The following is a 19,110-nucleotide window of genomic DNA, read 5'->3' on the forward strand; positions in this document are numbered from 1 at the left end:
TTATCTGTGGCAAAAAAAATTCTCATCATACGCTTCTCATCCATCGGCGATATAGTTTTAACCACGCCGGTTATCCGTTGCCTGCGTAAACAATTGCCCGATGCAGAAATTCATTTCCTTACCAAACAGGCTTATAAAACTATTGTAGCTTCCAATCCTTACATTGATAAAATACATACACTTGGTGATAGTTTTGAACTGATGCTGCATGAATTAAAAACAGAAGAGTACGATTGTATTATTGACTTACACCACAACCTCCGTACGCTGCGTATAAAAAGATTTTTAAAAAATGTAAAAGCATTTTCGTTTAATAAATTGAATGTAGAAAAATTTATCTACACCAATTTTAAAATAAACACCCTGCCCAAAAAACATATTGTTGATAGAAATTTAGAAACCGTCGCTTCATTGGGAATTGTTAATGATGGATTGGGGCTGGATTATTTTATTCCTGAAGAAGATAAAATTAAAATTAAAGATTTACCTGCGGCTCACTCACTGGGTTATATTGCTATTGTAATTGGCGCAGCACTGGCTACAAAAAAATTGCCGCTGCGCAAATTAAAAGAGTTGTGTGCTGCTATAAAACATCCGGTGATATTGTTAGGCGACAAAGATGATTATATAGATGGAAAAATAATTGCTGCTCCTGACGAAATAAAAATTTACAATGCCTGTGGTAAATTTAATTTAAACGAATCGGCAGATATTTTACGGGGCGCCAAATTAGTTATCACCCACGATACAGGCCTGATGCATATTGCAGCAGCTTTGCAAAAACCCATTATTTCAGTTTGGGGAAATACTGTTCCAGCTTTTGGCATGTATCCATATTACGGCAAATCATCTACTCAGCATTATGATGTAATTGAAATAAATAAACTTTGGTACAGGCCATGCAGTAAAATTGGCTACGATAAATGCCCCAAAGGTCATTTTAAATGCATGGAGTTAATTGCTGTTAACGAAATTGTAAATATCGTTAACATGCAGCTGGGTAAATAATAAATGTTGTTGATTTGAGTTTTATTGATACAACATATTATGAAGCAGCTTACAATTATATTTTTTCTTTTTATAAGTTTACCCGTTTTTTCGCAAATTTCTGTAACCGTTAACTGGGCACAAAACAAACCGGCTGCTAAAAGCGATACCATTTATTATAATGCCAATAAAAAATTAGACTGGTCAAATTTTAAAGGTAAAACAGATTCACAAAGTGATGCCACTGCTATTACATCATCGGGCTTTGGATATGCGGCAGGTATGCATTATCTGAACGGTAAAACAACTATTTCAATTAATGTTTATTGTTATTTTCATAAACAAAATTCATGGGTAAGAAGCGGTGGGCAATCAGATTATGCACTAAATCATGAGCAGCATCACTTTGATGTAACCTATATTGTTACCAATTTATTTATCCAAAAATTAAAAGAAGCAAAGTTTACCCGAAATAATTACGATGCATTAATTGATAAAATTTATACCGAGAGTTGCAAAGAATTAGAGCGGATGCAAAACGAATATGATGGTCAAACAAGAAATGGCAGATTAAAAAATATTCAGGCAGATTGGAATGATAAGATTGAAAAGAAATTGGCTTTGTTATAGATATTGAGAGTTCAGTTTCTAAATGCTTTTCAAACCTTAACCCAAATTCCAAATTCCTAATTCCCAATTCCATTCTTCTAAAAACTCACTCTTTTAAAGATTAACCACCAGCACCGGTATCTTCAACTCATGCCTTACAGCATTAACCGTTTCGCCATAAATAAAATCTTTTAAACCGGTGTGACCATGTGCGCCAATTACCAGCATATCGGCGTTATGCTCATTTACAATTCGTGCAATTTCTTTAACCCTGTTTCTAAAGCCTATTTTACCTTCTGCATCATAGCCTCTTTCTTTTAATTGCCGCACATATAATTCCATTTGCTCTCTGTCCTTTACCGTTTCAAAATCATCACTGTCTTTTCCTAATAATTTTGCAGAAGCGCTTTCAACAATATGCAATAACAAATAAGTGCTTTTTTCTTTTCCCTGCCCAATGGCATAGGCTAATAATCTTTCATCGTTTGCAGTATAATCTAATGCCACTGCTATTTTTGCAAATGTAGGAATAGCAAGATTTTGCAGGGTGTTTACTCCAGGATGCATTTGTATTGACAGCTTCTCTTTATTTTTTGTTATCAATGGCTGTAATATGATATAAACTAACAGCACTAAAAAAATTACACCAATTAATAATAAAGCAATTTTTGCCAGCACATTGTCTCCTGCAAATACACCAGAGGCTTCATTTACCAGCATTTTTAAATTAAGAAAAATAAGTACCGATGCAATAAGCCAAGCCGCAATTTTTGTAATTGGTTTGATAACAAAAATGCCCATTGTTTTTTTATCGCTGGTAAAATGTATTAATGGAATAATGGCAAAGCCTAATTGCAAACTCAATATAACCTGGCTTAGTACCAATAACGCATCCACATTATTTTCTCCATAAATTGCTATAACAATAAGTGCAGGTATTATAGCCAGCAACCTCGTTATTAATCTGCGAAGTATAGGATTAATCCTTAGGCTTAAATACCCTTCCATAATAATTTGCCCTGCTAAGGTGCCGGTAACGGTGCTGCTTTGCCCGGCTGCAATTAGCGCAACAGCAAAAAGAATAGGAGCAGTGTTTCCTAAAAAACCGGGTAACAAACGGTGAGCTTCTTTTATTTCTGCAACATTAGAATTACCTGTTTTAAAAAATACTGTTGCGGCCAAAATTAATATTGCAGCATTTACCAGAAAAGCAATGTTTAATGCAATGGTACTGTCAATGCGATTAAATTTTAAAGCCTGCCTGATGCCATCGTCTGTGCGGTCAATTTTTCTGGTTTGCACCAGGGCGGAATGTAAATATAAATTGTGCGGCATTACAGTAGCACCAATAATTCCTATGGCAATGTAAAGAGCTTCTTCCGATGGGAAAGTGGGAATAAAACCTTTTGCAACTTCTGCAAGAACAGGTTTAGCCAAAAGAATTTCAATTAAAAAAGAGATAGCCACTACAGCTACTAAAGCAATAATAAAAGCTTCCATTTTACGCATGCCCAATCTTTGCAGGTACAATAAAAGAAATGTATCAAGCACTGTTAACGAAACGCCCCATATTAAAGGAAGGCCTGTAAGTAATTGCAAACCTATCGCCATTCCTAACACTTCTGCAAGGTCGGTTGCTGCTATGGCAATTTCTGCTAAAATCCACAATGCATAATTTACTAATTTGGGGTAAGCCTCTCTGTTAGCCTGTGCCAGATCCCTTCTTCTTACAATGCCTAATCTTGCAGACAAACCCTGTAATAATAAAGCCATCAAATTGCTCATTAATAAAACCCAAACTAATGAGTAACCAAATTTACTCCCTCCTGCAAGATCGGTAGCCCAGTTGCCCGGATCCATATAACCTACGCTTACCAGGTATGCCGGACCTAAGAAAGAAAAAATCTTTCTCCAGCCTATTTTCTTTTTAGTGGTATCAATTGTTTCGTGCACTTCGCTTAATGAAGTATCGGTATGTTTTATATTATTCATAATGAACAAAAATATTTTTTGCTATCTGCTCACTGATAATGCAGGCAGGTTGTTTTAAAACTTTTATTTCTAATGAGCCATCAAATTCAAAACGCTTTATTAATTTTATTGATGTACCTATAGCAATGGAATAATGCTTAAGCATTTCCAGCATTTGGGGCGATTGGTTACTTACCGAACTTACAACAGCGTTTTTATTTAATGTCAATGCTGTAAGGTTCTGCTGATTTAATTTGGGTATTTTTCCATTGCTGTCGGGTATGGGGTCGCCATGTGGATCAAAAGATGGGTTGCCTAAAAAATGTTGCAGCCTTTCAATTAATTCACTGCTGCTGATGTGTTCCAGTTCCTCTGCAATGTCATGCACTTTGTCCCACTCAAATCCTAATTTCTCTACTAAAAAATATTCCCAAAGCCGGTGTTTTCGAACTACTGTAAGCGCAACTTTTTTTCCATTATCGGTGAGCTTAAATCCTTTATACTTCTCGTATTGCAATATTTTTTTTGCAGATAATTTTTTAAGCATATCTGTTACCGATGCAGCTTTAGTCTGCATTTCGGCAGCAAGGGCATTAGTATTAACAATGCCTGCATGCTGCTGTAGGTGGTAAATACTTTTAATATAATTCTCTTCGCTTACTGTAAAGTTCATTTTACTGAAAATAAAATTTAGACAAATCTAAAAATAAAAATTGATACTTTAGCATTTTAAAATATTTTATAGATTAAATTAACTGCCGTTTATGAAGATTAAAATAAGTTCAGGCTCGCCATGGGAAGATATTGTAGGCTACAGCAGGGCAATACGTGTAGGCAATATGGTTGAAGTGGCAGGCACCACCGCAATGGATGGAGATGTATTAATTGGCAAAGGCGATATTTACAAACAAACAGTTTTTATTTTTAAAAAAATTGAAAATGCTTTAACTGAAGCTGGTGCCACTTTAAATGATGTGGTACGCACAAGGATGTTTGTAACCGATATTTCGCAATGGGAAGAAGTAGGCAAAGCGCATGGCGAAATATTTAAAAATATTAAACCGGTTTCCACAATGGTGGAAGTAAGCCGTTTAATTAATGATGATTTATTAATTGAAATTGAAGTAACCGCAATAATTGAAGACAAATAAATAACAGTATGACAACAATCAACTTTGAATTTAAAGCCAAGACTGAAGACATTAATGGCCTAGAGAAAAAATTACTTACACTTGATCCAAAATATATTGGTGAAGATAACCAGGCGGACACGTATTTTAATGTAGCCACAGGCCGGTTAAAATTAAGAGAGGGTAATATTGAAAACTCTTTAATTTATTACGACCGCATCAATACAGCCGGGGCAAAGCAATCTGATATTTTACTGTACCAGCATCATCCGGATATAACACTAAAAGAAATTTTAATAAAAGTTAACGGCATTAAAGTAGTAGTTGATAAAAAAAGAAAAATTTATTTTATTGATAACGTTAAGTTTCATTTTGATGTGGTAGAAGGCTTAGGTACTTTTGTAGAAGTAGAGGCCATTGACCGAAACGGCGATATTGGAATTGAAAAACTTAAGGAACAATGTGATTTTTATGCTGATTTTTTAGATATAAAATCCGAAGACTATATCGCTCTTTCTTACAGCGATTTGATTTTGGATAAGAACTCCTAACACTTTACGTAAAATAATTTGACAATTACTGCAAACGTTTGTGCTTCGTTAATTGATTTTTATCAACAGGTTTATGCAAAATGTGCATATCTCTTTTCTTCTTAAAAAGTATCTTTAGGGTTACTTAATTTTCTTTTAAGTATAAATATTTGTTATTGTGTAATTGTACAAAATTACCCTGTAATAAAACGAGTTTGCTGTATTGATATGGAATAGACAAAGCCCGTTTTTAACCGTAAAAAAAAAGATAGCGAATAAAGGCAACTGTAAAATGGAAACCTCAAGTGTCAATTTTACACAGTATTTTTTAAAACCCTTCGGTTTTAATGAAATTTCCATTTATATTGCGTCCTCAAAAAAGAAAAACTAATGAGCTTTAAAAATTTCGCTGTTCCGTATTCCGTTGATGAAACTTACAAGAAAAAAATTGCTTACTTCTCCATGGAGTTTGCGGTACACCAGCCATTAAAGATTTACAGTGGTGGTTTAGGTTTTTTAAGCGGCTCACACATGCGTAGTGCATACGAGTTGCGCCAGAATTTAATTGGTATTGGCATTTTGTGGAAATATGGTTATTACGATCAGGCCCGTAACCAGGATCAAACTTTGCAGGTACAGTGGAACGAAAAAATTTATAATTTTTTAGAAGATACCGGCATTAAATTTCAAATAGATATTCATGAGCACCCGGTTTGGGTAAAAGCATATTATTTAAATCCTGAAACTTTTAAAAGTGCGCCACTATTTTTATTAAGTACCGATTTACCGGAGAATGATTATGTTTCTCAAACTATAACACACCGGTTGTATGATGCTAATGTGGCTACCAAAGTGGCACAGTTTATTTTATTGGGAGTAGGCGGAGCAAAATTAATTGATGAATTAAATTTTAATCCGGAGCTATATCATTTAAACGAAGCACATGCAATAAGCGCTGCATTTTATTTGTATAAAAAATATGGCAGTGCCGAAGAAGTTAAAAAGAGAATGGTGTTTACTACACATACGCCTGAAGAAGCAGGTAACGAAAAACACGATATTCATCTTTGCGAAAAAATGAGTTACTTCTGCGGAATGAAATTAGATGATGTAAGAAAGCTAACTGGTATGGAAGGTGATCAGTTCAATCATTCTTTGGCAGCATTACGATTTGCAAAATTAGCAAACGGTGTTAGCCAGTTGCATGGCGAAGTAAGCAGAAAAATGTGGAGCAAGTACAAAGATATTTGCGAAATAAAAGCTATAACCAATGCACAAAACTGGAACTACTGGGCGGATAAACAATTGTATCATTATTTAGAGCATAAAAATGATATTGCTTTTGATGACAGAAAAACTTATTTAAAGAAAAGGGCTTTTGAAATTGTTGCCGACCAAACAGGCAAGCTGATGGATAAAAATATTTTTACCATTGTGTGGGCCCGCCGTTTTGCAGGATATAAAAGAGCAGAACTTTTAACAAGAGATACAGAAAGATTCGAAAGATTATTGAGTAATAAAAAATATCCTGTGCAAATTATTTGGGCAGGTAAACCTTACCCGGTTGATTATCCAGCTATCAGCGATTTTAATAATCTTGTTCACCTTAGTAAAAAATATAACAATGTTGCGGTTTGCACTGGTTACGAATTAGGTTTGAGCAAACGCTTAAAGCAAGCGTCGGATCTATGGTTAAATAATCCACGTGTACCACGTGAGGCAAGTGGCACCAGTGGTATGACGGCTGCAATGAATGGCGCTGTAAACTGCAGCACTAATGATGGCTGGATTTGTGAATTTATCAATCATGGTAATAATGGTTTTGTAGTACCACCAATTGATTATGAAAATATAAGTGTGCATGAGCAGGATGAATACGATCTGAATAAATTGTATGAAATTTTAGAAAACCAGGTATTGCCAATGTATTATGACAATCATGAAGTATGGCGCCAAATCATTCACAATGGAATGAGAGATGTAAGATTTCAGTTCGACAGTAACCGTATGACAAAAGAGTATTATGAAATTCTGTACAAATAAATGTTAAGGCCCCAAAAATGGGGCCTTTTTTTTGAACCATTTCCTTCAAAAATTCGTTTATAATTTTATGAAACGTATTTTTTCAATCAGTTTTTCCTTCGCTGCTCTATATTTGCTTATTGCCTGCAATAAACAAACTAAAACTGAAGCCATGCCTGCAATTATAAATACCGGTATGTTTAAAACTTATTTGGCACTTGGCGATTCTTATACCATTGGTCAATCGGTAAATGAGAGCGAACGTTTTCCGGCACAAACAGTAAGCTTGCTAAAACTGGATAGCATTAATTTCAATGCTCCTGAATACATTGCAGTAACCGGGTGGACAACACGTAATTTATTAAACGCCATTGCTGCAACACCGCCTTCAAAATCAACTTACGATTTTGTTACACTTTTGATTGGTGTAAATAATCAATACCAGGGCCGCAGCCAAACTGAATATGCGGCAGAGTTTACTGAATTATTAAGTAAAGCTATACAGTTTGCAGGTAACCGACCCGGCAGGGTTGCAGTACTGTCTATACCTGATTGGGGAGTTACACCTTTTGCAAACGGCAGAGACAGGAATGAAATTGCAAAACAAGTAGATGCATTTAATGCAATTAATAAACAAATTACTTTAGACAAAGCTGTAAAATATATTGATATTACACCTTCATCCCGTATGGCAGCAACCGATGCTTCGTTAGTTGCCGTTGATGGTTTGCATCCTTCCGGTAAAGAATACCAGAAATGGGCGGCAATGCTTGCGCCTGTTATTAAAGCTGCTTTGTAGAAAAAAGTAAGAGGAATTCCATTCCCGAATGTTTTTATACCAATCTTAACACATACTCTACCATTCCTCCCGAATTTATATAAAGAGCATATTAAAGCATTGCATCTTTGTGTGGTAATTTATTTACAATGAAACTACTTACTGCTTTTATTCTTTTCTTTCTGTGTGATTTTATCCTCAGCAATTTTAATACTTCTCCTCCGGGCAGATAAGCAGCTGGTCTGACGTGCCGTCTGACCATGTAAACAACCTGAAGCCAAATCAAATTAAATCTGCGTTTTCTTATTGATTTATTTTTAGCAAGTAGAATTCATATTTACTGACAAAGTTTGGTAGTTATAAAACATGGTCAGACGGGACGTCAGACCATGTTACAAAAACATTTCTTATTTTCATCAACTAAAACCCTGCATAACATGGACAATCATGAACTCATCAAATGGGGATTGATAATCGGTATCCCTTTATTTATCTTATTGTTTTACAAATTTATTCTTCGTGTATTTTTTGGCGTTGTAATAGTGCCGGAAGATAAAATTGGATTAGTAACTAAAAAGTTTGTGCTTTTTGGTAAACAGCAATTACCCGAAGGCCGCATTGTGGCCATCGACGGCGAAGCAGGTTTTCAGGCGCAAACATTACCTCCGGGTATTTATTTTGCTAAATGGATCTGGCAGTTCGACATTACGTTTCAATCTTTCACCATCATTCCTACCGGTCAGTTAGGATTGGTATTGGCGAAGGATGGTGCCGAATTAGAAACCGGTTCTATCCTCGGTAGAAAAGTAGAATGCGACAGTTTTCAAAGTGCAGTAGATTTTTTAAAAAATGGAGGTCGCAAAGGCCGTCAAACTGCAATCATGACGCCTGGCAGTTATCGTATTAACACTTTTTTATTTGAAGTGATGATGACAGATATGACATCGATACCTGATAATGCGGTAGGCGTGGTAACAACGCAGGAAGGTAAACCATTGGATGAAGGACAAATTGCGGGACGCATTGTGGAAGGGCATAATAAATTTCAGGATGTGGATGTATTTATGCAAAGCGGCGGTTATACAGGTTTGCAGGAACAGGTAGTGCTTGCCGGTACTTATTTTTTAAACCCATGGTTTGCAAAAGTAGATATGGTAAACATGATGGAAATACCAATTGGCCACGTGGGTGTAGTAATCAGTTATGTGGGTGCCGAAGGTGTTGACTTAAGCGGCGCAGAATTTAAACATGGGAATATTGTTAGTAAAGGACAAAAAGGTGTGTGGGCCGAACCGTTAGGCCCTGGTAAATATCCCATCAATCCATTTATTATGAAAGTGGAATTAGTACCTACAACCAACTTAGTATTAAACTGGGCCAATGCAAGAAGCGAAAGTCATCAGCTGGATAAACATTTATCTACTATTACTGTACGTAGTAAAGACGGTTTCCCTTTTAATTTGGATGTGTCGCAGATCATACACATACCAACTACCGAAGCACCAAAAGTAATTGCACGTTTTGGTAACATGAACAACCTGGTAAGCCAGGTACTGGAGCCTACCATTGGTAACTATTTTAGAAACAGTGCACAGGACAGTGATGTAATTGCGTTTCTTGGTACACGTAAGGAAAGACAGGAAAGTGCAAAAATGCATATTGGCAAAGTGCTTGATCAATATAATGTTTACGGTGTAGATACTTTGATAGGTGATATTTTGCCACCCGAAAGTTTAATGAAAACGTTGACGGACAGAAAAATTGCTGAAGAACAAAAAGTAACTTACGAAACAGAAATGAGGGCACAGGAAACCAGGCAGAGTTTAGAAAAAGAAACAGCTATTGCAGATATACAAAAGGAAATTGTAAAAGCCGACCAGGGTGTGTTGATTGCTGAGAGAGTTGCAGATGCTTCTGTAAAAAAAGCAACGGGTGAAGCTAACAGTGTTCGTTTACAATCAACTGCCGAAGCAGATAGGTTGAAACTCTTAGCTAATGGTGATGCAGAAAGAATTAGGGTATTGGCAAAAGCAAATGCGGAGCAAATTGAATTGTTGGCAAAAGCGAATGCCGAACAAATTTCTTTAACAGGTAATGCCGAAGCGGAAAAGATTTTGGCGATTGGTAAATCAAATGCGGAATCTTACAAACTTTCAGTTGAGGCAATGGGCGGCAATAACTTTACTCAATTAAAAGTGATGGAATCTATCGGTATGCAGAATGTAAAAATAATGCCAGACATTTTGATTAATGGCGGCGGCGATACTGCAAACGGTGGCATTAGTGGGTTATTAGGATTGAAGCTTTTAGAAGAAGTTGCGAAGCGGAATGAGGACTTAAAAAAGTAATTGGTAATTTGGAATTGGGCTTGTAACCAACCAAACTGTAAATTATAAAGGTTGTCAGGCTGAGCTTGTCGAAGCCGGGTTGTTTCAAAATACTGTCCGTTTAACAAGCTTTGCCTGCAATTTTTTCTTATTAGTAAAATTTATAAAAATGAAAAAAATATTTTTGATTGTTTGTCTGTTCAGTTTATTTTCATGCGATACAAATTCGCAAAATTCGCAGCAGGAAAAAATTAATGCTGTGCAAAAAAAAGTGGTAAAATTATTTAATGAAAAAAATGCAGATGGTTTATATTCTTTAACCGGCGCAGGGTTTAAAAAACAATTAAGCGAAGAAAGTTTTAAAAATGTTGCAGAAAATAATTTATTTCCTTTAGGAGAAATTAAATTATGCGAATTTGAAAAGTTTGATAAGGGAATAAGCAAATACAAAGTAACTGCAGATGCTGCAATTCTGTCCATGTATTTAAGCCTTGATTCCCTGGATATGATACAAACCTTTTTATTTCAGCCATATAAAAAAGAAGTATCAGGAGAGTTTAAAAAAACTACAACAGATAATAAACTGGTTGATGCGTTAGATAAAAAGATAGATACTATTTTGCAAAAATTTATGTTTGAAAGTAAAACAGTGGGATTAAGTGTTGGAGTTTTAAAAGAGGGTAAAACTTATTTTTGTAATTATGGAGAAACAAAAAAGGGAAATGAAGTAGTGCCATCATCTAAAAATTTATACGAAATAGGTTCTGTTACTAAAACATTTACAGGTTTATTTTTGGCGAAGGCTGTGGTAGATAAAAAGATAAAACTTACCGAGCCTGTAAGTAAATTTTTGGGTACAAAAAATGTTTTAAAGTTTGGAGGGGACACATTACGAATTGTTCATCTTGCCAATCACACCTCGGGGCTGCCACCACTACCAGATAATTTTGGAGCGACTGATTTAGTGAATCCTTACAAAGATTATGATGAAAAGAAATTGCTGGAATACCTTAAACATGCAACGCTAAGCCGTAAGCCCGGTGAAAAATTTGAGTATTGTAATTTGGCAGTTGGATTGTTGGGTAATATTTTAGAGAAAGTAAATAAAATGCCGTTTGAAAAAATGGTTACTGATTTTATTTGTTCTAAAGCTGCTATGACCACAACAAAACAATTTCTTACAAGAACTGACAGTGCAGTATTTATGCAAGGCTATACAGAAAACATTATTCCACAAAGCCAATGGGATTTTAAAGCTTTAGCTGCCGCAGGTTGTTTAAGAAGTAACACAGAAGATATGCTAAAATATGCGGCACTAAATTTAGGAACAAACAACGAAAAATCAAATGAAGCTATTGAGTTATCCCATCAACCCACTTTTAATACCGGTCAGCAAAAAATTGGTTTAAACTGGTTTATACAAAATTGGGGTTGGGGCGATATATTATTTCACGGTGGGCAAACCGGCGGTTATAAAAGTTTTTTAGCTTTGAACAAAAAAACTAAAAATGCAGTTATTATACTGGCAAATACAGGTGTTAATAATGATGCAGTTGGTGTAGAAATTTTAAAATATCTTGATAAATAATTTTTAAACAATGTCAACCTTTACAGTTAAAACAGAAATCCGCTGGGCGGATATTGATCCTAATTTTCATGTGCTGCACAGCAAGTATTACGATTACTGTGCCAATGCCCGTTTACTCATTTTGGCGCAATACGGCATCACAATGCAGGTATTACAGGAAGAACATATTGGCCCAATTTTATTTAGAGAAGAGGCCGTATTTAAAAAAGAATTAAAATTTGGAGACGAAATTGAAATAAAAATAAAACTGTTGAAAGCCACGGAAGATTTTAGCCGCTGGAGTTTTGCCTGCGAAATTTGGAAAAACACCGATACACTTGCAGCCATAGTTACCGTTGATGGTGCCTGGCTGGATACTGTAAAAAGAAAATTAGCTATTCCTTCCGAAAGATTTAAAACTGCTTTTGCACAAATGCCTAAAGCAGAAAACTATAATCAATAAAAACCTGTTTATAATTTTCTAGTTGTTTGTTGGCTTGTAATTTATCACACAGCTGAATATGCTGTAATAGGTTTTACTGCATTTATAATTTTGATAAAATATTTTTAAGCGTTGCAATTAAATATCTTTGCAGCGCTTTTTTTATGTTATCAACCACCATTAATTTATACAAAAATGCTTACAGCGGCTTATCACGCCGCATTTGGTTACTGGCAGTAGTTATGCTGATTAACCGGAGTGGTACAATGGTATTAGCCTTTATGACATTGTATTGTAACCATCGGGGTTATACAGAAACCCAGGGAGGTTTAGCAGTGGCTATTTATGGTGTTGGCTCATTGGTTGGCGCATACATTGGTGGCAGGCTTAGTGATAAATTTGGATTTTATTATTTGCAGTTTGCTGGTTTATTTGGTGGAGGTATTATGTTCATTGTTTTGGGGCAAATGGATTCTTACCTCAGTATTTGTATCTGCATTTTTTTTACCAGTTTAATTAATGAGTCTTTTCGACCTGCAAACTCCACTGCAATTGCCCATTACAGTAAAAAGGAAAACCTGACACAATCTTTTTCATTAATTCGTCTGGCCATTAATTTAGGTTGGGGAATAGGCGGTGCAATGGCGGGGATCCTGGCTTCAATAAGTTACCAGTTATTATTTTGGGTAGATGGGTTTACTAATATTGCAGCCGGATTTATGTTGCTGCTCATTCTGCCAAAAGTTACATTAATACAACAGCACGAAACAATCCATCCTCATGCAGATAAAAGTAAAGGCCCTTTTCAGGATAAAGTATTTATGTTGTTTACTTTATTGGTGTTACTTTTTGCCACCTGCTTTTTTCAATTGTTTACCACAGTGCCGTTGTATTTTAAAGAAGGCCTGCATTTAAATGAATTTTGGATTGGAATAATAATGGCAATGAATGGAATTGTAATTGCCTTTTTTGAAATGGTAATAGTTTTTAAATTAGAAGGTAAAATAGCGTACACAAAATTGATGATGTATGGAACGCTGATAATGGGCCTCTCTTATTTTATGTTAAATATGCCTTTGGCAAATGGTTTTGTGCTGGCATCTTCAGTTATATTAATGGTAACCATTGCCGAAATTGTCGGCATGCCCTTTATGAACAGTTTTTATATTGCCCGAACTACCACTGCAAACCGTGGAAGTTACGCAGCCGTGTACACCATGGCATGGAGCAGCGCTCAGGTTATTGGCAGTTTAAGCGGTACTCAAATTGCACATTCCTTAGGGTTTAATTATTTGTGGTGGATACTGGGGCTGATTTGTATTGTTACCGCTTTTGGTTTTAATGCCCTTCGCTCAAAACGCTGACAAAAAATAAGGGCTGTACTTTTGATACAGCCCTGAAAGGTTTTTTAAAAGCGAGGTGTTATCCTACTACTTCCACATTAACTGCGTTCATTCCTTTTTTGCCTTCTTGCAAATCAAACTCAACACTGTCGCCTTCTTTAATATTTTGGCTTTTTAATCCACTTACGTGTACAAAAGTTTCTTTGTTAGAGTCGTTGTGTTTGATGAAACCGAATCCTTTTTCTGCATTGAAAAACTTTACGGTGCCTTGTTGTTTGTCCATTTTAAATTGTATTGTATTATTTAATAAGGTGCAAATATAGTTTTTTATTAATAAAATGAGGATAAATTTTTTTTAAGTTCCTTTATTCCTCTTTATTACCAACCTTTTAGATCAAAAATTAATATGTTTTGGAAGGGCTTGATGGGGGGAATTAATACTGCTATATACTAATGATAAAGGCATTATCAATTGCATTTTTTCAACCTTTCTGCAGTTTTTTATTGTTCAGCTAATAAAGTATGAATTGGAAAACCAGGATTTGTATAGTTTCTAACCTCTGGTAGCCACTGAGAAGAATGAGTAAGAGTGCTGAATCAGTTTTTATAAATGGTGAGCATTGGGAAATAAAAATCTAAAGAATAATATTTTTTCATGCAATAGTATTATCAATGCCTTACTGTTATTTTAAAGCAGGGTACTACCATAATCCTGCAACACAGCATTGCCCTTTTATTTTATAACTTTACAGCCATTACACAGTTGTTTTATTTTTTAATTATTTATGCATGAGTACGATTAAAACAGTAATTACCGGAACAGGAAGTTTTATACCGGCTAATATAAAAACCAACAAAGAGTTTACCGGCCTTAATTTTTATGGAGAAGACAATCAAAAAATTGCCACTGATCCGCAGGAAATAGTAGATAAGTTTAAACAGATAACTGGTATAGAAGAACGGCGGTATGCGGATAGCGATATGGATTCGTCCGACATGGCGGCCATTGCTGCACAAAATGCTATTGATGATGCACAATGCGATCCTGAAAGTTTAGACCAGATAATTGTGGCGCATAATTTTGGTAACGTTATAACAAATACTATTCAAACTGATGTGCTGCCGGCATTGGCTTCAAGAGTAAAACATGTTTTAAAAATTAAAAATCCAAATTGTGTGGCCTACGATATTTTATTTGGCTGCCCCGGCTGGCTGCAGGGTGTAATACAGGCCGATGCTTTTTTTAAAGCAGGTACGGCAAAAAAATGTTTGGTTATTGGTACAGAAACTTTATCAAGGGTAATAGATATGTACGACCGTGACAGCATGATTTTTTCGGATGGGGCAGGCGCAAGCGTTTTGGAAGCTAAGAATTCAACTGCAACACAAAGTGGCATTTTAGCCAGCAGCGTTCAATCGCATTGTATGGACGAGGTGGACTATTTAAATATGGGCAAGTCAAACTTTCCAGATTCGGACCCTCGAGTACGCTACATAAAAATGAAAGGCAGAAAAGTGTATGAGTATGCTATGAAATATGTACCGCAGGCTATGAAGGATTGTTTGGATAAAGCAGGAGTGGATATCAGCGAATTGAAAAAAGTTTTTATACACCAGGCCAACGAAAAAATGGACGAAGGCATTATTAAAGCGATGTATAAATTGTACGGCATAAAAAATGTGCCCGAATATATAATGCCCATGAGCATACATAAATTGGGTAACAGCTCTGTTGCCACTATACCTACATTGCTGGATATGGTACGAAAAAATAATATGGTAGATCATCAGCTGAATGATGGCGATATTATTTTGTTTGCTTCTGTTGGTGCCGGAATGAATATTAATGCAGTTTGTTACAGAGTGTAGCAGCAAAAAAGGTACAATTTAAAAGGCTTGGTTCAATTTTTTTATAACAAGAAAACTGGTCTTTAAACTTCCGTAAAATATTTTCAACTCAAACTTAAACAGCTGATAATTAGCGTTATAAAGCGGTTAAACCAAATAGATTCGGCTGAAAGCCTTAATTAGCCTACATTTGCAAAAAATTACAACATGAATAATGATCTTATTATTAAGTTTTTAGAGCCAGCTCATCTTGCAAAAAATGCAGTTAAGATTGAATTTAAAAAACGTAACACAATTGTTGGTGTGTTTGTAAAAACCAACGACTACGAAGATTTAAAAGCCAAAAATTTTTGGCGCATTGTTACTGAAGCCAGCATCCCTGAATGGAAAAAAACAAATAACAACCAGTTATCTAAAATTTTCAGCGGTTCTGAATTTACAAGGTTAACACAGGCAAAAGAAAAACCTGTTACTACTTAATTCAGTTGAGATTACTAAAATAACTCCGCCAGTATTTATTCCGGCAAAATAAAAAAAGCCATCCGTTAATTTTCGGATGGCTTTTTAAATATCGCTAAATTTTTTATACTACTTCTTCTGCATAAGCACTCACCGGTTCGCAGGTGCAAATTAAATTTCTATCCCCATAAGTATTGTTAACCCTGCTGATGCTTGGCCAAAACTTATTTTGTTTTACAAATTCTAAAGGAAAGGCGGCAGTTTCCCTGCTGTAATTATGTTTCCAGTCGTTGGCACAAATAACCATTTGGGTATGCGGCGCATGCTTTAAAGGATTATCAGCTTTATCTGCTGTGCCATTTTCTACAGCTCTTATTTCTTCACGAATACTTAGTAAGGCATCGCAAAACCGATCCAGTTCTGCTTTGTCTTCGCTTTCTGTTGGCTCAATCATAATAGTGCCTGCAACCGGAAAACTTAAAGTAGGCGCATGAAAATTATAATCCATCAATCTTTTAGCAACATCTTCTGCCTCTATGCCTGCGCTTTGTTTAAACGGACGAAGGTCAACAATAAATTCGTGTGCACAGGTGCCATTCTTACCACTGTATAAAATTTTATATTCATCTTCCAAACGTGCCTTCATATAGTTGGCATTTAAAATAGCATACTCTGTACTCTTTCTTAAACCATCGGGGCCTAATAATTTTATGTAAGCATAACTAATTAAGAGGATGGAGGTACTGCCATAAGGTGCAGCACTTACTGCTGTCGTGAGTTGTGAGTGGTGAGCCGTGAGTGCAGCGCCGTTATGTTTGACGATTGACGATTCACCATTCACGATAAAATGTCCGGGAAGAAAAGGCGCCAGCTTCTCATTTACACAAATCGGTCCCATGCCCGGGCCTCCTCCTCCGTGCGGTATAGCAAATGTTTTATGCAAATTTAAATGGCAAACATCTGCCCCTATATTTCCGGGAGATGTTAAACCAACCTGTGCATTCATGTTTGCACCATCCATATAAACCAATCCGCCATTTTCATGTATAAGGGCACAAATCTCTTTTATGCTTTCTTCAAAAACACCATGCGTACTTGGGTAAGTAACCATTAAACCAGCTAAGGTGTCCTTATATTTTTCTGCATTCATCCTTAAATCAGCCACGTCAATATTTCCAGCCTCATCACATTTAGTAACCACAACTTTAAAGCCCGCCATTACAGCGCTTGCAGGGTTGGTGCCGTGTGCCGAAATAGGAATTAATATTACAGTTCTGTTAGTTTCATTGCGGTGTTCGTGATAAGCCCTGATGGTTAGTAATCCTGCGTACTCGCCCTGTGCGCCACTGTTAGGTTGTAAAGATGTTGCTGCAAAACCTGTAATATTACTCAGCCAGTTTTCCAATTCTGTAACAATTTGCTGGTAACCCTTCCATTGGTATGCAGGCGCAAAAGGATGTATGCCGCCAAATTCGGGCCAGCTTACAGGAATTAATTGCGTTGCAGCATTTAGCTTCATGGTGCAGCTTCCCAAACTTATCATTGATGTGTTTAAACTCAAATCTTTATTCTCTAAAGATTTTATGTAACGCATCATTTCAGTTTCGCTGTGGTGCGTATTAAAAACCGGGTGCAGTAAAAACTCTGAAGTACGGGTTAACGATGCCGGAATATTTTCTAACAAAATATCTGCATCAAAATTAGCAATAGCGGTATCATTATTTTGCGATGAAGCAAAAACATGCAGTATGTTTAAAATGTCGTTTTGAGAAGTAGTTTCATCTAACGAAATACCAATGTAATTTTCATCAGTATAATTAAAATTAATTTCCTGCTGCTCTGCCAGTTTGCGAATAGCAGAAACATCTTTAACCTGAATTTTTAAAGTGTCAAAATAATATTCATTAACATTGGTAAAACCTAATTCTGCCAGTTCATCACTTAATGTAAGTGCTAATAAACTTACTCTCTTTCCAATATTGGTTAATCCATCTGCTCCATGATATACCGCATACATAGCCGCCATATTTGCTAACAATGCCTGTGCTGTACAAATATTGCTGGTTGCTTTTTCACGGCGAATGTGCTGCTCTCTTGTTTGCAATGCCATGCGTAAACAACGGTTGCCCTGTGCATCAATACTTACACCAATAATACGGCCCGGAATATTTCTTTTAAATTCATCTTTGGTTGCAAAAAAAGCCGCATGCGGTCCGCCAAAACCCATGGGCACACCAAGGCGTTGCGAATTTCCAATAGCAACATCGGCACCCAATTCACCGGGTGGCGTTAATAAGGTTAACGACAATAAATCGGTTGCCATTACCACCTGAGCATTTACAGCATGAGCTTTGTCAATAAAATTCCGGTAATCTTCCACCGCACCATTGGCATTGGGGTATTGTACAATAGCTCCAAAAAATAATTCATCTAACTGGGCTGTTTTGTAATCACCAAAAATTAATTCCACATTAATGGGTGTAGCCCGGGTAATTAAAATATCTTTTGTTTGTGCAAAAACATTTTCATCTACAAAAAACTTTGGCGCAGTAATATGGTCGTGGTCTTTATTTTTATGATTGAACAGCATGGCCATGGCTTCTGCAGCAGCAGTGCCTTCATCCAGCAAACTGGCATTGGCAATGGGCAGCGCCGTTAAATCACTAACCATAGTTTGGTAATTCAACAAACTTTCCAAACGGCCCTGTGCAATTTCGGCCTGGTAAGGCGTGTATTGGGTGTACCATCCGGGGTTTTCAAAAACTGTACGCAAAATTACGCTGGGTACAATGGTATTGTAATAACCCTGGCCAATGTAAGATTTACATACTTTATTCAACGATGCTGTTTTCTTTAAATCGGTTAAGTATTGATATTCACTAACCGGGCCAGCGGTTTGTAAAGGGCTTTGCAAACGGATAGAGGCCGGAACTGTTTTGTCAATTAATTCATCAATTGAATTAACGCCAATGGCGTTTAACATGGCTTTTGTTTCCTGTTCGTTTGGGCCAATATGCCTTGCTGTAAATTCGTGTTGTTGCTGCTCGAAAAGATTCATAAATGAAATATTTTTTTTGTACCAGGCTGTAGTGCTACT

Annotated in this window: 16 protein-coding genes; 12 read left to right on the forward strand and 4 right to left on the reverse strand. The window is 36.2% G+C overall.

Going from position 1 to position 19,110, the window contains the following annotated elements; genetic code table 11:
- Positions 1–6 precede the first annotated feature (6 nt).
- Together ACY651_RS12780 and ACY651_RS12785 are read left to right on the forward strand one after the other, a co-directional pair.
- Entirely contained in the window at positions 7–1,008 is a 1,002-nt protein-coding gene (locus ACY651_RS12780; RefSeq protein ID WP_462253317.1) for a glycosyltransferase family 9 protein, read from the forward strand.
- A 39-nt stretch (positions 1,009–1,047) separates the two neighbouring features.
- On the forward strand, positions 1,048–1,617 hold the full coding sequence (locus ACY651_RS12785) for a hypothetical protein (protein WP_462253319.1): 570 nt from the start codon (positions 1,048–1,050) through the stop codon (positions 1,615–1,617).
- 93 nt (positions 1,618–1,710) lie between these two features.
- On the opposite strand, the gene ACY651_RS12790 is transcribed toward ACY651_RS12785, so the two are convergent.
- Positions 1,711–3,588, reverse strand: coding sequence for an Nramp family divalent metal transporter (locus tag ACY651_RS12790; protein ID WP_462253321.1), 1,878 nt, complete (start codon positions 3,586–3,588; stop codon positions 1,711–1,713).
- The gene (locus ACY651_RS12795; RefSeq protein WP_462253323.1) at positions 3,581–4,240 is read right to left on the reverse strand and encodes a metal-dependent transcriptional regulator; all 660 of its coding nucleotides are present in this window, start codon (positions 4,238–4,240) and stop codon (positions 3,581–3,583) included. The genes ACY651_RS12790 and ACY651_RS12795 overlap by 8 nt, the downstream gene beginning before the upstream one ends.
- Before the next feature lie 91 nt (positions 4,241–4,331).
- Here ACY651_RS12795 and ACY651_RS12800 point away from each other — a divergent pair, with 91 nt between their 5' ends.
- The 8 genes from ACY651_RS12800 (at position 4,332) to ACY651_RS12835 (ending at position 13,727) form a co-directional block, all read left to right on the forward strand.
- Positions 4,332–4,718 carry a RidA family protein gene (locus ACY651_RS12800; protein ID WP_462253325.1) on the forward strand — a complete coding sequence of 129 codons (387 nt, stop codon included), beginning with the start codon at positions 4,332–4,334 and terminating at the stop codon, positions 4,716–4,718.
- Positions 4,719–4,726: 8 nt separating this feature from the next.
- Positions 4,727–5,248, forward strand: coding sequence for a class IV adenylate cyclase (locus ACY651_RS12805; protein WP_462253327.1), 522 nt, complete (start codon positions 4,727–4,729; stop codon positions 5,246–5,248).
- Between the two features lie 369 nt (positions 5,249–5,617).
- A complete protein-coding gene (gene glgP, locus ACY651_RS12810) occupies positions 5,618–7,270 on the forward strand; it encodes an alpha-glucan family phosphorylase (protein WP_462253329.1) in 1,653 nt (550 codons plus the stop codon).
- Between the two features lie 67 nt (positions 7,271–7,337).
- The gene (locus ACY651_RS12815; RefSeq protein ID WP_462253331.1) at positions 7,338–8,048 is read left to right on the forward strand and encodes an SGNH/GDSL hydrolase family protein; all 711 of its coding nucleotides are present in this window, start codon (positions 7,338–7,340) and stop codon (positions 8,046–8,048) included.
- Between the two features lie 416 nt (positions 8,049–8,464).
- Positions 8,465–10,375 carry an SPFH domain-containing protein gene (locus ACY651_RS12820; protein WP_462253333.1) on the forward strand — a complete coding sequence of 637 codons (1,911 nt, stop codon included), beginning with the start codon at positions 8,465–8,467 and terminating at the stop codon, positions 10,373–10,375.
- Between the two features lie 148 nt (positions 10,376–10,523).
- Positions 10,524–11,942 carry a serine hydrolase domain-containing protein gene (locus tag ACY651_RS12825; RefSeq protein ID WP_462253335.1) on the forward strand — a complete coding sequence of 473 codons (1,419 nt, stop codon included), beginning with the start codon at positions 10,524–10,526 and terminating at the stop codon, positions 11,940–11,942.
- Positions 11,943–11,952: 10 nt separating this feature from the next.
- The gene (locus ACY651_RS12830; RefSeq protein ID WP_462253337.1) at positions 11,953–12,384 is read left to right on the forward strand and encodes an acyl-CoA thioesterase; all 432 of its coding nucleotides are present in this window, start codon (positions 11,953–11,955) and stop codon (positions 12,382–12,384) included.
- Between the two features lie 143 nt (positions 12,385–12,527).
- Complete coding sequence (locus ACY651_RS12835) at positions 12,528–13,727, forward strand: MFS transporter (protein ID WP_462253339.1); 1,200 nt, start codon at positions 12,528–12,530, stop codon at positions 13,725–13,727.
- Between the two features lie 58 nt (positions 13,728–13,785).
- On the opposite strand, the gene ACY651_RS12840 is transcribed toward ACY651_RS12835, so the two are convergent.
- Positions 13,786–13,989 carry a cold-shock protein gene (locus tag ACY651_RS12840; protein ID WP_462253341.1) on the reverse strand — a complete coding sequence of 68 codons (204 nt, stop codon included), beginning with the start codon at positions 13,987–13,989 and terminating at the stop codon, positions 13,786–13,788.
- 506 nt (positions 13,990–14,495) lie between these two features.
- On the opposite strand from ACY651_RS12840, the gene ACY651_RS12845 reads away from it, so the two are divergent.
- Complete coding sequence (locus tag ACY651_RS12845; RefSeq protein ID WP_462253343.1) at positions 14,496–15,575, forward strand: 3-oxoacyl-ACP synthase III family protein; 1,080 nt, start codon at positions 14,496–14,498, stop codon at positions 15,573–15,575.
- Positions 15,576–15,761: 186 nt separating this feature from the next.
- A complete protein-coding gene (locus ACY651_RS12850; RefSeq protein ID WP_462253345.1) occupies positions 15,762–16,034 on the forward strand; it encodes a short-chain dehydrogenase in 273 nt (90 codons plus the stop codon).
- A gap of 103 nt (positions 16,035–16,137) precedes the next feature.
- Here ACY651_RS12850 and gcvP read toward each other — a convergent pair whose 3' ends face one another.
- Positions 16,138–19,071, reverse strand: coding sequence for an aminomethyl-transferring glycine dehydrogenase (gcvP, locus tag ACY651_RS12855; protein WP_462253347.1), 2,934 nt, complete (start codon positions 19,069–19,071; stop codon positions 16,138–16,140).
- Positions 19,072–19,110: the final 39 nt, after the last annotated feature.

Origin of the sequence: Ferruginibacter sp., assembly GCF_031391665.1 — a bacterium.
GTDB lineage: Bacteria > Bacteroidota > Bacteroidia > Chitinophagales > Chitinophagaceae > Ferruginibacter.

Excerpts from the sequence above, each read along its gene's own strand:
- ACY651_RS12840 (WP_462253341.1), bottom strand. The coding sequence starts at position 13,989 with ATGGACAAACAACAAGGCACCGTAAAGTTTTTCAATGCAGAAAAAGGA.
- ACY651_RS12825 (WP_462253335.1), top strand. The coding sequence starts at position 10,524 with ATGAAAAAAATATTTTTGATTGTTTGTCTGTTCAGTTTATTTTCATGC.
- ACY651_RS12805 (WP_462253327.1), top strand. The coding sequence starts at position 4,727 with ATGACAACAATCAACTTTGAATTTAAAGCCAAGACTGAAGACATTAAT.
- ACY651_RS12835 (WP_462253339.1), top strand. The coding sequence starts at position 12,528 with ATGTTATCAACCACCATTAATTTATACAAAAATGCTTACAGCGGCTTA.
- ACY651_RS12845 (WP_462253343.1), top strand. The coding sequence starts at position 14,496 with ATGAGTACGATTAAAACAGTAATTACCGGAACAGGAAGTTTTATACCG.
- ACY651_RS12815 (WP_462253331.1), top strand. The coding sequence starts at position 7,338 with ATGAAACGTATTTTTTCAATCAGTTTTTCCTTCGCTGCTCTATATTTG.
- glgP (WP_462253329.1), top strand. The coding sequence starts at position 5,618 with ATGAGCTTTAAAAATTTCGCTGTTCCGTATTCCGTTGATGAAACTTAC.
- ACY651_RS12830 (WP_462253337.1), top strand. The coding sequence starts at position 11,953 with ATGTCAACCTTTACAGTTAAAACAGAAATCCGCTGGGCGGATATTGAT.
- ACY651_RS12850 (WP_462253345.1), top strand. The coding sequence starts at position 15,762 with ATGAATAATGATCTTATTATTAAGTTTTTAGAGCCAGCTCATCTTGCA.
- ACY651_RS12795 (WP_462253323.1), bottom strand. The coding sequence starts at position 4,240 with ATGAACTTTACAGTAAGCGAAGAGAATTATATTAAAAGTATTTACCAC.
- ACY651_RS12790 (WP_462253321.1), bottom strand. The coding sequence starts at position 3,588 with ATGAATAATATAAAACATACCGATACTTCATTAAGCGAAGTGCACGAA.
- ACY651_RS12800 (WP_462253325.1), top strand. The coding sequence starts at position 4,332 with ATGAAGATTAAAATAAGTTCAGGCTCGCCATGGGAAGATATTGTAGGC.
- ACY651_RS12820 (WP_462253333.1), top strand. The coding sequence starts at position 8,465 with ATGGACAATCATGAACTCATCAAATGGGGATTGATAATCGGTATCCCT.
- gcvP (WP_462253347.1), bottom strand. The coding sequence starts at position 19,071 with ATGAATCTTTTCGAGCAGCAACAACACGAATTTACAGCAAGGCATATT.
- ACY651_RS12785 (WP_462253319.1), top strand. The coding sequence starts at position 1,048 with ATGAAGCAGCTTACAATTATATTTTTTCTTTTTATAAGTTTACCCGTT.